Origin of the sequence: Burkholderia sp. Tr-20390, from assembly GCF_017104595.1 — a bacterium.
Classification (GTDB): domain Bacteria; phylum Pseudomonadota; class Gammaproteobacteria; order Burkholderiales; family Burkholderiaceae; genus Burkholderia.
Map to the genome: position 1 here is coordinate 78,419 of NZ_JAAGPC010000015.1, position 11,507 is coordinate 89,925.

Genomic DNA, 11,507 nt, shown 5'->3' on the forward strand with positions numbered 1-11,507 from the left:
CTGCGCCACACGGGCCAACCTGTGCGGGCGGGTTTCAGTCGAATTGCGCGACGAGTGCATCGGCGCCCTTGTCGATGCCCGTCCTGGCCGCGCTGAGCGCACCGAAACTCGCGCCGATGTTCATCGCATTCGGATACTGCTTCGTCACGTACGCATTGATCAGCCGGTTCGTCGCGGCATCGCGGATCTCCACCGCGTACATGACCGAGCCCGTGAACGCGCCTTCGCGGCCGCGGATCGCCTGCACGCCGTTGTACACGTTGCCCGCGAGATCGAAGTGTGCGAATGCGCCGGCAAACGTGGTCGTCGTCACGGCGCCCGTCAGCGTCAGCTTCACGCGCAGCGTGCCGGGGCCCGGCGTGTTCGTCAGCTCGAAGCGCTTGCTCAGCTTCTTCGCGAACGTGTCGCCCATGTACGCGGCGAGCGTCGTCTTGTCCTGGTCGGACAGGTCGCCGAACTGATGGTCGGTGCCGCGGTAGATGGCCACCGGGTCGAGGATCAGCTTCCGGTACGTGTGCCAGTCCGCCGGCAATGCGTAGCGGTAGGGCACACGCCCGGACTTGTCCTGCGGATCGCTGCGCAGGTACGGCGACGATTCGATGCTGCTGTAGCGGGCGGGCTGGACGCCGGCGCATCCGGCGAGCACGACGCAGAGCGCGGCGTTGAGCAGGTGGCTGGACTTGAACAAGGGGTTCATCTGACGCTCCGGGTCGGGATTCGCGCCGGTGGAGCCGGGCGAAGGGTGGTGAAACAGGGCGGCATTGCCGCTTCGGGTTTGAAAAAAACCAACCAGACGGTTTGTTTTTGAGGCGCAGCAACCCCATGAATATCGGGAGCGACAAGCCGTCGGGCAGGGTCGATCGGCCGGACCGCCAGGCTGCAGGTGGCGCTTGCGCCGCGCCGCGCGACGCGCGGTGCGGTCCGGCATCCGACAGGGGCCGATGCGGGAGCCGATCGTAGCACCGCCATTTCTGGAAGTAAACCGACCAGGCGGTTTGTTTGTGATAGACTCCGCGCACTTCCTTCATGTGATCCCGCCGGTCCGGCGCGGTCGCATGGTACGACTCCATAGCGGGGACAGTTCATGGACAACCCGACGCGTTCCGAGCGAACGCGCACTGCCGCAATCCAGGCGGCGCTCGCGATTCTCGAGCGCGACGGCCCGGGCAAGCTCACGTTCGACGCGATTTCACGCGAAAGCGGCATCAGCAAGGGCGGGCTGATGCACCAGTTCCGCACGAAAGGCGATGTGCTGAACGCGCTGATGGAACACCAGCAGGACTACTACCAACGATTCCAGCGCGACTATCTGGCCGCGCGCGATCCGGGGGCGGGGCAGCCGACGCTGTCCGCGCAGATCGCGACGATGCGCGAAGTGATCGACCAGCAGCCGTCGGCGGCGCTCGCGATCATGGCGGCGCTGGTCGAGGATCCCGCGCCGCTGCAGCAGGTGCGGGATATCGACGCAGAGAACGTGAAGCTCATCGCGGCCGAATCCGGCGATCCGGATCTTGCATTGCTGCGCTGGAAGGCGGCGTGGGGGCTCGCGCTCTCGGCGATGTTCGGGCTGTGCCCGCTGTCGGCCGACGAGCGCGCACGGCTGTTCGACCGGTTGCTCGACGAGACGCAATGGCCGTCGGGCGGCGACGCTGCCGCACCGGCCGCGAAATCGTCGCGAAAGAAATGAAGCGCGCGTTCGTTGCTTGCGGGGTGGCGGTCGCCCGCTTCGGGCGCTCGCTGCTCTCGGTCGTGCTCGGGCGCTTGTGATCCGGTGAGCGCCTGACCGGTCAACGCTTACCGGCGCCGCTCACCCTTTCGCTTGAGCACCTTCGACGAACAGCTTCGCGACCGCCTGGAACTCCCGTTTCAGCGACAGCCCCGGCACGGTCAGCCAGCGCAGCATCGCTGCGAGATACAGGTGATGGAACCACGTCGCGAGCTGGTCGGCCCGCAGCGTGCCGTTCAGTTCGCCGGATTGCTGCCCGGCTGCGATCAGTTGCTGCCACACGAGCGCGATATCGCTGCCGTTCTCTCCACCGCTTGCCGGTTCGGCCGCGCCGATGCTCAGGAAGCGATGGCGCAGATACGCGAGCAGGTACGCGGGATGCTGCTCGCACCACGCAGCCGACGCATCGAGCACGCAGCCGATGCGTGACGCGAAGGTCTTGCGCCGCGCGACGTCGCGCTGCAGATGCGCGAGATCGCGTGCGAGTTCACCCTCCAGCCAGTGCGCGAGCACGGCTTCCTTCGTTGCAAAGTGGTTGTACAGCGTGCGTTTCGCGACATCGGCCTGCGCGGCGATCTGTTCCATCGTGACCGCTTCATAGCCGTGCGCGTCGAACAGGCGTGCACCGGTGGCGGCGAGATGCGCGAGCATCTGGATGCGCTTGCGGGCGCGGCGGCCCGGATCGTCGGTCGGAGTCGTCATGGCGGGGGATTGACTGAAAGTGCACGAGTTGCATTAGTATACGACGTGCATTTTTATGAATCCACCCACTACCGCCGCGCACGAGGAGTCACGCATGAAGCTCGTCATCGCCACCTACGGCACCGAAGGCGACACGCGCCCGCTTGCGGCGCTCGGTCGTGCGCTGATCGATGCCGGCCACGATGTCCGGCTGCTGGCCGATGCGGCGACGCTGGGGGCGGCAGGGGCGCTTGGCGTGCCGTCGGCGTCGTTGTCCGGCGATATCCGCGGGGCGATTGCGCCGGATGGTGCATTGGCCGATGCGGTGCGCGGACGCGGCGGCTTCAATGACACGTCGAAGGCGCTCGCGGCGATCGCCAATGCGAACACGGCTGCGTGGATGCGCGAAATCGCGGATGCCTCGGAAGGCTGCGACGCGATCCTCGTGTGCGGGCTCGCATCGTTCGTCGGCTTGTCGGTCGCCGAGTATCGCGGCGTGCCGGCGATCGGCACCGGCATGATCCCGATCACACCCACTGCGGAATTCGCGTCGCCGTTCCTGCCGCCGGGGAAGGTGCCGCGCTGGCTGAACCGTGCGAGCCACCGGTTCGTGAACGCGCTGCTGTGGCAGGCGTTCAGGAAGGCGACGAATGCGGCACGCGCGAGCGTTTGCGGGTTGCCGCCGCGCAAGCGTGTGTGGACCGATCATCCGATGCTGTACGGCGTGTCGCCGGCGCTGCTGTCCGGCCCGGGCGACTGGCCGTCGAATGTGCAGGCATGCGGCCAGTGGCGGATCGATGCGCGGGCATGGGCGCCATCGTCCGAACTCTCTGCATTTCTCGAAGCGGGCGATCGCCCCGCGTACATCGGTTTTGGCAGTATGGCCGGCTTCGATCGCACCGCGATGGTCGGAGCGCTGACGCACGCGCTCGCCGGTCGCCGTGCATTGTTCTATCCGGGCTGGAGCGGTATCGACGCGTCGATGCTGCCGAAGAACGTTCACGTGATCGGCGATACGCCGCATGACTGGCTGTTCCCGCAGGTATCGATGGCAATCCATCACGGCGGATCGGGCACCACGCATTCGGCCGCGCGGGCCGGCATTCCGTCGGTCGTCGTGCCGTTCGCGGGCGATCAATTCTTCTGGGCGAACCGGCTGCAGCGACTCGGCGTCGCGGATGCGCCGGTGGCGGGGCGGCGCATGGACGCTGCCGCACTGGCGCAGGCCATCGCATTCGCCGAACGGGACGAAACGAAAGCGCGCGCGATCGAACTCGGCGCGCGCATCGCACAAGAGGAAGGCTTGAAACGGGCCGTCAGTGCGATCGAGAGATGGGGGCCGCCGGGCGCGCGGTAAGCCCGGGCATCCACCTCAGCTCAGAAATGCCCAGTGAACCGATAACGGCTGCCCGGGTGCCACAGATTGGCGACCGACGCGACCATCCCCTGCGACCACGTGCGCCGATGCAGCAGCAGGCACGGCTCGCGGTCGTCCATCGTCAGGTGACGGCGCGTTTCGGCGTCGGGCATCGCGGCCTCGATCCGGTACTCGACGCGCTGCAGCGGCGCGACGCGCGTCAGGTACTGGTTCGGCGTCGTGGTCGTGAAGTCCTGCAACGCGTACTCGGGCGCGCAGGCCGGATTGACCCAGCGTTCCTCGAGCTGCACCGGCGTGTCGTTCTCGAAGTGCAGCACGCGCGAATGGAAGATCGGGCTGCCCGTGTCGATCTGCAACTCGTCGGCGAGCTTCGCATCGGCGACGGCCGCGCCCACCTGCAGCACCTGCGCGCGATAGCCGTGGCCGCGCGCGGCGACTTCATCCGAGATGCTGCGGATCGCGACGAGCGTCGATTCGTACTTCGGCGACGCGACGTACGTGCCGGAGCCGCGCGTGCGCGTGAGCACCTGCTCGGCGGTCAGCTCGCGCAGCGCGCGGTTGACGGTCATCCGCGCGACGTTGAATTCGCGCGCGAGCTCGTTCTCCGACGGCACCTGGTCGCCTTCCGCCCATTCGCCGGCATGAATGCGCGCGAGGATGAAGTCCTTGATTTCCTGATAGATCGGTGTGGTCATGGGATCACGATTCCAGAGTCGGCAGCGGCCCGCCGCCGAATGCCGATCCGGCGCGCGCCCGGCGCCGAGTGTACCGGTTTCGCAGGCGCGCGGGCCCGGATTCCCCGAATGATCCCTGTTCGGCCGGCGCGCGTCCATGCGGGATTGCACAGAGCGGCCGGCTTTCGGCGGCTGGCGAGAGGTCAGAACCGATGCCGGATGCCGACCGTCCCGACCACCTGCGTGTTGTTCGACGAAGGCGCGAGCCCCGTGACGTTCGCGAACCCGAGCGTCGCGCCCGCCGGCACGCCGAACTGGTGCTGGTAGACGGTTTCCGCGTACACGTCGGTGCGCTTGCTCAGCGCGTAGTCGGCCATCAGCGTCACCTGGTGCCATTTCGGCCGATGGCTGCCGGTTGCGTCGTCGTAGCGGCCGTTGGTGAACGTATAGGCGCCCGCGAACGAAACGGCCGGCGTCAGCGCATAGCGCGCGTTGACCTCGAAGTTGTCGAAGCGCAGCGCGTTCAGCGCGCCGGGCAGCGACGACGCGGCCGTTTCGTCGAACATCGAATGCGTCCACAGCGCGCCGAACGTCAGCCGGTCGAACGCGTAGCTGCCGCCCGCGCCCATCACGCGCTGGCGCACGGCCGGGAAGTTCGGCCCGTCGTTGGTCGACAGCGCGCCGCCGGCCGTCAGCCCGCCGCGGTTGAGCTGCAGGTACGCGGCGCCGAGGCTGACCGGCCCGTTCGCATACGACACGCCCGCGCTGTATGCGCGGTTGTTCGCGAAGCCGCCGGCCGCGTTGCTGAACCCGTACAGGCCGCCGAACTGCCAGCCGGCGAGCGTCGGGCTCGTGTATTTCACCGCGTTGTCGATGTAGAACGAATCGTCGAGGTTGTCGTTGTCGAACGGATGCGACGCGAGGTTGTTGCCGTCGCCGTTGTTCGCCATCGCGAGCGGGCCGAGATAATCGACCACGGCATCGTACTGGCGGCCGAGCGTCAGCGCGCCGTACGGGTCGCTCTGCAGGCCGACGTACGCGCGGCGGCCGAACATCGTGTTCTTGTAGGACTGCGTGCCGTTGTTCAGGTTGAAGCCGTTTTCGAGGCGAAACAGCGCATGCAGGCCGCCGCCGAGATCCTCGTTGCCGCTCAGGCCGAAGACCGTATTCGACAGCAGCCCGCTGCCTTGCTGCCACGCGCTTTTACCCGACTGGTTGTTCGTATAGACGATACCCGCATCGAGCATCCCGTAGAGCGTGACGCTGCTTTGCGCCTGCGCGGCGGCGCTGAGGAATGCGAGGGAGAGGGTACCGGCGACTGCTTTTTTCATTGTGAGTGCTTCCTGGAAAGGCCCGTAGCGACGGGAACGACGGATCCGGCGCGCATGCCGGCGACGAGCGTGCGCGGCTCGTGATGAAGACGAACCGCACGCGTTCGCGTCGGCAACGCGCGTTCGAATCGATGAAAGGGGGAGCGGGCGCGTGACGCGTGTCACGCGCGGCCGCATCGGAGGCCGGCTAGTGCTGCAGCAGGCGGATCGTGCCGAATTCGGCGGCCGGCAACAGGCGGAGGATCGACAGGATGGCGGGCGACGCCTGCGACCGTGCGACTTCGAGCTCGATGCAGGCGCGCCCGGTGCGATTGTCGATCGCGGCCGTATAGAAGTTGAGCGCGGTGCCGACCGCCTGGTGCAGCAGGCGCCGCACGACGGCGAGGTTGTCCGATTCGACACGGATCGACAGCAGCACGAGCTCGTCGGCAGAGCACCGGCGCCGTGAACGAACGGGCGGCAGATCGCGTGAGGCAGCAGTTTCGGTTCTGGTCGGTTTCATGCTGGCATCCCCGGGTCGCATCGTGCTCCGCACCGCGGAGATCTCGTCTTGGACATGTCGCCCATTCTAGGAATCGCGGTGAAGATACGGTGTATAGACTCGTATTGGCCCTGAAAAGAACGCATAAAAACGCCATCGCCGCCGGCTTTCGTCTTTACAGCTTTTTTACTCCGCGTAAAGAAATTGAACACCGCTTTGATACGCGGATTTCTACACTGTCGCATCCCATTCGCCAACTGAGCATGGGGGCGTCACGCGGGCTTGCGCCGACACGGCAAGGCCCGATGCGCCGACGATCGCGCGGCGTTGCCGCGCATAGGAAAAAGGGGAAAGCCATGTTGTGGATCACCGGCGCGTTGTCGCTCGCGCTCTTCATCTATCTGTTTCATGCGTTGATCCAACCCGAGCGGTATTGATCGGCGCGATTCAACAGGAATTCGAAAATATCGGTGAATGTCATGAGCGATCTGCTTTTCATCTTGTTCACGCTCGCGTTCTTTGCCTTGACGGCCGGTTTCATCACCGGCCTTGACCGGATCTGAGCGAGCGTCGACATGTTCAACAATCTCATTCAATTCGCGATCGTTCTCGCGATCATGCTGGCGCTGGTGCCCGTCGTCGGGAAATGGCTCGCGCACGCCTTTACGAGCCCGCGCCACGCATGGGTCGAACGCCGGACCTATGCGCTGCTCGGCGTGAATCCCGACGAAGCGATGTCGTGGCAGCGCTACGGGATGGTGCTGCTGCTCAGCAATGCCGGGATGATGCTGCTCGGCTACCTGCTGCTGCGCATCCAGGACACGCTGCCGTTCGACGCGCTGCAGCGCGCGTCGCAAAGCCCCGACCTTGCGTTCAACACCGCCGCGTCGTTCATCACGAACACGAACTGGCAGGCGTATGCGGGCGAAAGCAGCCTGTCGAACTTCTCGCAGATGGCCGTCATCACGTTCCTGATGGTGGTCAGCGCGGCCACCGGCGTCGCGGCCGCGGGCGGCTTCATCCGCGGGTTGAGCCGCAAGAGTGCGGCGGACCTCGGCAACTACTGGGTCGATTTCACGCGCGTGACCTATCGCGTGCTGCTGCCGCTCAGCTTCGTGATGGCGCTCGTGTACGTGTGGCAGGGCATGCCGCAGACGCTCGCGTCCGACGCATGGGCGACCACGCTCGAAGGCGCGCGCCAGCAGATCGTGATGGGGCCCGTGGCCAGCCTCGAATCGATCAAGCATATCGGCACGAACGGCGGCGGCTTCTTCAGCATGAACGCCGCGCATCCGTTCGAGAACCCGACGCCGCTCACCAACACGCTGCACATGCTGTCGATGCTGCTGATTCCGTCCGCGCTGACCTATGCGCTCGGCACGATGATCGGCCGGCGCCGCCAGGGCTGGGTGATGCTTGCCGCGTTCGTCGTGATGTTCGTCGGCTTCCTGGCCGTGATCTACTCGGCCGAGCAGCACGGCAATCCGCTCGTGACCGGGCTCGGCGTCGACCCGCAGCCGAGCGCCACGCAGCCGGGCGGCAACATGGAAGGCAAGGAGATGCGCTTCGGCATCGCGCAGACGAGCCTGTTCGCCACCGTCACGACGGCCGCGACCACCGGGTCGGTCGATGCGATGCACGACTCGCTGACGCCGCTCGGCGGGCTCGTGCCGATCGCGCAGATGATGCTGAACAACGTGTTCGGCGGCGACGGCGTCGGGCTGATCAACCTGTTCACGTTCGCGATCCTCACGGTGTTCCTGGTCGGGATGATGATCGGGCGCACGCCGGAATTCCTCGGCAAGAAGATCGAGGCGCGCGAGATGAAGCTCGTGATGCTCGCGGTGCTCGCGCATCCATTCAGCATCCTCGGCTTCACCGCGGTGGCGGCGATGCTGCATTCGACGATGGACAGCCTCGCGAACCTCGGCCCGCACGGCTTCAGCGAAGTGCTGTACGCATACACGTCGGGCACGGCCAACAACGGCTCCGCGTTCGCGGGCCTGAACGCGAACACGCCGTTCTTCAACACGACGATCGGCTTCGCGATGCTGATCGGCCGCTACCTGACGCTGCTGCCGATGCTTGCGGTCGCGGGCAGTCTCGCCGCGAAGAAGCGCGTGCCGGAAAGCGCGGGAACGCTGTCGACGTCGACGGGCCTGTTCGCCGGCCTGCTGGTCTTCGTGATCCTGGTCGTCGGTGGCCTCACGTTCCTGCCGGCGCTCGCGCTCGGCCCGATCGTCGAGCACCTGATGATGTCGGGCGGCCAACTGTTCTGAGGAAAACATCATGATGCAAGGCAATCGCCAGGCAGCGGCCGCCGCCGCGCCGGCACCCGGTTCTTCGTTCGGCGCGGCGACGCGCGGCCTCGTGCGGCCCGTGATCGCGTCGTCGGTGCTGTTCATGCTCGTCACGGGCATCGCGTATCCGCTGCTCACCACCGGCGTCGCGAACGTGCTGTTCCCGTCGCAGGCGCGCGGCAGTCTCGTGCAGCAGCACGGCACGACGGTCGGCTCGGCGGTGATCGGGCAGCAGTTCACGCGTGCCGGCTACTTCCACGGGCGGCCGAGCGCGACGGTCGGCACCGATCCGGCCGATCCGTCGAAGACGATCGACCAGCCGTACAACGCGGCGGGCAGCGGCGCCAGCAACCAGGGCGCCACCAGCAAGAAGCTGCTCGCGGATATCGCGCAGCGGGTGCGCACCTACCGGCAGGAGAACGCGCTCGCCGCCGGCACGCCGGTGCCGGCCGATGCGGTGACCGCGTCGGCGTCCGGGCTCGATCCCGAGATCTCGGTCGCGAACGCGCGGCTGCAGGCGGCGCGGGTCGCGCAGGCGCGCGGCGTCGATGCCGCACAGGTCACGGCGCTGGTCGACCGGATCGCGTTGCCGCGCCAGCTCGGCGTGCTCGGCGAACCGCGCGTGCGCGTGCTCGACCTGAACCTCGCGCTGGACCGCGCATTCGGCCACGCGGCCGGCGCGAAGCAATAGCAGGAACCACGGAGTCACTCATGTCCCATATCGAAACCCCGATCAATCCAGCGGCGATGCCGGTCGGCGGCGTGCCGCCGATGCGCTGGACGGCCGTGCTGCGCGAGGCGTTCCGCAAGCTCGCGCCGCGCGTGCAGTTGAAGAACCCCGTGATGTTCGTCGTGTATCTCGGCAGCATCGTCACGACCGTGCTGTGGCTGCAGGCGTTGACCGGCACGGGCGACGCGCCGGCCGGCTTCATCTTCGCGGTCGCGTGCTGGCTGTGGTTCACCGTGCTGTTCGCGAACGCGGCCGAGGCGCTCGCCGAAGGGCGCGGCAAGGCGCAGGCCGATGCGCTGCGCGCGGCGCGCAAGCGCGTGTACGCGAAGGTGCTCGACGAGCCGAAGCAATTCGGCAGCACCAGCCATCGTGTGCCGAGCGACGAGCTCGCGGCCGGCAGCATCGTGCTCGTCGAGGCCGGCGACACGATTCCCGCCGACGGCGAAGTGATCGACGGCGTCGCGTCGGTCGACGAATCGGCGATCACCGGCGAATCCGCGCCGGTGATCCGCGAGTCGGGCGGCGATTTTTCGTCGGTGACGGGCGGCACGCGCGTGCTGTCCGACTGGATCATCGTGAAAATCACCGCGCAACCGGGCGAGGCATTTCTCGACCGGATGATCGCGATGGTCGAAGGCGCGAAGCGCGGCAAGACGCCGAACGAGGTCGCGCTGACGATCCTCCTTGTCGCGCTGACGATCATCTTCCTGCTCGTGTGCGTGACGTTGCTGCCGTTCTCGCAGTTCAGCGTGCTGCTGAACGCGTCGGGCACGGCGGTGAGCCTGACCGTGCTGATCGCGTTGCTCGTGTGCCTGATCCCGACGACGATCGGCGCGCTGCTGTCGGCGATCGGCATCGCGGGGATGAGCCGGATGATGCGGGCGAACGTGCTCGCGACGTCGGGCCGCGCGATCGAGGCGGCCGGTGACGTCGACGTGCTGCTGCTCGACAAGACCGGCACGATCACGCTGGGCAACCGCGAGGCCGTGCAGTTCCGGCCGGCGCCGGGCGTGGACGAGCGTGCGCTGGCCGAGGCCGCGCAACTGTCGTCGCTCGCCGACGAAACGCCGGAAGGGCGCTCGATCGTCGCGCTCGCGAAGCAGCGCTTCTCGCTGGACGTGGCCGCGACCGCCGGCAGCATCACCGTGCCATTCAGCGCACGCACGCGCATGAGCGGCCTCGACATCGGCGAGCGTCAGGTCCGCAAGGGCGCGGCGTCGGCGATCCGCGCGCACGTCGATGCGCTCGGCGGCGTATTTCCTCAAGCGGTGGAGACGGCCGTCAACGACATCGCGCGACGCGGCGGTACGCCGCTCGTCGTGGCCGACGGTGCCCGCGTGCTCGGTGCGATCGAGCTGAAGGACATCGTCAAGCACGGGATCGCCGCGCGTTTCGCCGAGCTGCGCAAGGTCGGCGTGAAGACGGTGATGATCACCGGCGACAACCGGCTCACTGCGGCCGCGATCGCGGCGGAAGCCGGCGTCGACGACTACCTCGCCGAAGCGACGCCCGAGGACAAGCTGCGGCTGATCCGCGAGCACCAGGCGAAGGGCCATCTCGTCGCGATGACGGGCGACGGCACCAACGACGCGCCCGCGCTCGCGCAGGCCGACGTGGCCGTCGCGATGCACAGCGGCACGCAGGCGGCGAAGGAGGCGGCCAACATGGTCGACCTCGACAGCAACCCGACGAAGCTGATGCAGGTGGTCGAGGTCGGCAAGCAGATGATCATGACGCGCGGCGCGCTGACCACGTTCAGCGTGGCCAACGATCTCGCGAAGTATTTCGCGATCATCCCCGCCGCGTTCGTCGCGACGTATCCGGCGCTCGGCGCGCTGAACGTGATGGGGCTGCACAGCCCGACGTCGGCGATCCTGTCGGCCGTGATCTTCAATGCGCTGATCATCGTTGCGTTGATCCCGCTCGCGCTGAAAGGCGTGAAGTATCGGGCGGAGCCGGCCGAGAAGCTGCTGGGGCGCAACCTGCTGATCTATGGCGTGGGCGGCATCATCGCGCCGTTCATCGGCATCAAGCTGATCGACATGTTGTTGACGCCGTTTATCTGACCGAACGCGCCGTCGCGGCACCGGAAGAAAAGGCGCGCGGCATCACGATCAACACGGCACACGTCGAGTACGAAACGGCTAACCGCCACTACGCACACGTCGACTGCCCGGGCCACGCTGACTATGTGAAGAACATGATC

The 11,507-nt window shown here is 67.0% G+C and carries 12 protein-coding genes and 1 pseudogene; 7 read left to right on the forward strand and 6 right to left on the reverse strand.

Annotated features, from left to right (window positions below):
* Positions 1–34: 34 nt before the first annotated feature.
* Positions 35–697: a DUF3313 domain-containing protein gene (locus G3N98_RS07185; protein ID WP_089474336.1), complete on the reverse strand. Its 663-nt coding sequence runs from the start codon at positions 695–697 to the stop codon at positions 35–37.
* A gap of 387 nt (positions 698–1,084) precedes the next feature.
* On the opposite strand from G3N98_RS07185, the gene G3N98_RS07190 reads away from it, so the two are divergent.
* Entirely contained in the window at positions 1,085–1,687 is a 603-nt protein-coding gene (locus tag G3N98_RS07190; protein WP_206147748.1) for a TetR family transcriptional regulator, read from the forward strand.
* A 120-nt stretch (positions 1,688–1,807) separates the two neighbouring features.
* Here the strand turns inward: G3N98_RS07190 and G3N98_RS07195 are convergent, their stop codons facing one another.
* Positions 1,808–2,428, reverse strand: coding sequence for a TetR/AcrR family transcriptional regulator (locus G3N98_RS07195; RefSeq protein WP_206147749.1), 621 nt, complete (start codon positions 2,426–2,428; stop codon positions 1,808–1,810).
* A gap of 94 nt (positions 2,429–2,522) precedes the next feature.
* On the opposite strand from G3N98_RS07195, the gene G3N98_RS07200 reads away from it, so the two are divergent.
* On the forward strand, positions 2,523–3,764 hold the full coding sequence (locus G3N98_RS07200; protein ID WP_206147750.1) for a glycosyltransferase: 1,242 nt from the start codon (positions 2,523–2,525) through the stop codon (positions 3,762–3,764).
* Positions 3,765–3,784: 20 nt separating this feature from the next.
* Here the strand turns inward: G3N98_RS07200 and hutC are convergent, their stop codons facing one another.
* The 3 genes from hutC to G3N98_RS07215 form a co-directional block, all read right to left on the reverse strand.
* The gene (gene hutC, locus G3N98_RS07205; protein ID WP_089428141.1) at positions 3,785–4,480 is read right to left on the reverse strand and encodes a histidine utilization repressor; all 696 of its coding nucleotides are present in this window, start codon (positions 4,478–4,480) and stop codon (positions 3,785–3,787) included.
* A 182-nt stretch (positions 4,481–4,662) separates the two neighbouring features.
* A complete protein-coding gene (locus G3N98_RS07210) occupies positions 4,663–5,790 on the reverse strand; it encodes a porin (protein WP_206147751.1) in 1,128 nt (375 codons plus the stop codon).
* 187 nt (positions 5,791–5,977) lie between these two features.
* Complete coding sequence (locus tag G3N98_RS07215; protein ID WP_089497516.1) at positions 5,978–6,292, reverse strand: hypothetical protein; 315 nt, start codon at positions 6,290–6,292, stop codon at positions 5,978–5,980.
* Between the two features lie 89 nt (positions 6,293–6,381).
* Here G3N98_RS07215 and kdpF point away from each other — a divergent pair, with 89 nt between their 5' ends.
* Positions 6,382–6,708 carry a K(+)-transporting ATPase subunit F gene (kdpF, locus tag G3N98_RS40325; RefSeq protein WP_206147752.1) on the forward strand — a complete coding sequence of 109 codons (327 nt, stop codon included), beginning with the start codon at positions 6,382–6,384 and terminating at the stop codon, positions 6,706–6,708.
* On the opposite strand, the gene G3N98_RS07225 is transcribed toward kdpF, so the two are convergent.
* Positions 6,678–6,848 carry a hypothetical protein gene (locus G3N98_RS07225; protein WP_174975849.1) on the reverse strand — a complete coding sequence of 57 codons (171 nt, stop codon included), beginning with the start codon at positions 6,846–6,848 and terminating at the stop codon, positions 6,678–6,680. The genes kdpF and G3N98_RS07225 overlap by 31 nt on opposite strands.
* Here G3N98_RS07225 and kdpA point away from each other — a divergent pair.
* The 4 genes and pseudogenes from kdpA to G3N98_RS07245 form a co-directional block, all read left to right on the forward strand.
* Entirely contained in the window at positions 6,847–8,550 is a 1,704-nt protein-coding gene (gene kdpA, locus G3N98_RS07230) for a potassium-transporting ATPase subunit KdpA (RefSeq protein WP_206147753.1), read from the forward strand. The genes G3N98_RS07225 and kdpA overlap by 2 nt on opposite strands.
* Before the next feature lie 10 nt (positions 8,551–8,560).
* Positions 8,561–9,262 (forward strand): potassium-transporting ATPase subunit KdpC, encoded by a 702-nt coding sequence (kdpC, locus tag G3N98_RS07235; protein WP_206147754.1) that lies wholly within the window; start codon positions 8,561–8,563, stop codon positions 9,260–9,262.
* Positions 9,263–9,342: 80 nt separating this feature from the next.
* The gene (gene kdpB, locus G3N98_RS07240; RefSeq protein WP_206147755.1) at positions 9,343–11,367 is read left to right on the forward strand and encodes a potassium-transporting ATPase subunit KdpB; all 2,025 of its coding nucleotides are present in this window, start codon (positions 9,343–9,345) and stop codon (positions 11,365–11,367) included.
* Between the two features lie 14 nt (positions 11,368–11,381).
* A pseudogene (locus G3N98_RS07245) lies at positions 11,382–11,507 on the forward strand (GTP-binding protein); the annotation flags it as partial.

What these genes read in the sequence shown, in the direction of transcription:
- G3N98_RS07200 (WP_206147750.1), top strand. Translation starts at nt 2,523, where the DNA reads ATGAAGCTCGTCATCGCCACCTACGGCACCGAAGGCGACACGCGCCCG.
- G3N98_RS07195 (WP_206147749.1), bottom strand. Translation starts at nt 2,428, where the DNA reads ATGACGACTCCGACCGACGATCCGGGCCGCCGCGCCCGCAAGCGCATC.
- G3N98_RS07185 (WP_089474336.1), bottom strand. Translation starts at nt 697, where the DNA reads ATGAACCCCTTGTTCAAGTCCAGCCACCTGCTCAACGCCGCGCTCTGC.
- G3N98_RS07225 (WP_174975849.1), bottom strand. Translation starts at nt 6,848, where the DNA reads ATGTCGACGCTCGCTCAGATCCGGTCAAGGCCGGTGATGAAACCGGCC.
- kdpA (WP_206147753.1), top strand. Translation starts at nt 6,847, where the DNA reads ATGTTCAACAATCTCATTCAATTCGCGATCGTTCTCGCGATCATGCTG.
- kdpB (WP_206147755.1), top strand. Translation starts at nt 9,343, where the DNA reads ATGCGCTGGACGGCCGTGCTGCGCGAGGCGTTCCGCAAGCTCGCGCCG.
- G3N98_RS07215 (WP_089497516.1), bottom strand. Translation starts at nt 6,292, where the DNA reads ATGAAACCGACCAGAACCGAAACTGCTGCCTCACGCGATCTGCCGCCC.
- kdpC (WP_206147754.1), top strand. Translation starts at nt 8,561, where the DNA reads ATGATGCAAGGCAATCGCCAGGCAGCGGCCGCCGCCGCGCCGGCACCC.
- hutC (WP_089428141.1), bottom strand. Translation starts at nt 4,480, where the DNA reads ATGACCACACCGATCTATCAGGAAATCAAGGACTTCATCCTCGCGCGC.
- G3N98_RS07190 (WP_206147748.1), top strand. Translation starts at nt 1,085, where the DNA reads ATGGACAACCCGACGCGTTCCGAGCGAACGCGCACTGCCGCAATCCAG.
- G3N98_RS07210 (WP_206147751.1), bottom strand. Translation starts at nt 5,790, where the DNA reads ATGAAAAAAGCAGTCGCCGGTACCCTCTCCCTCGCATTCCTCAGCGCC.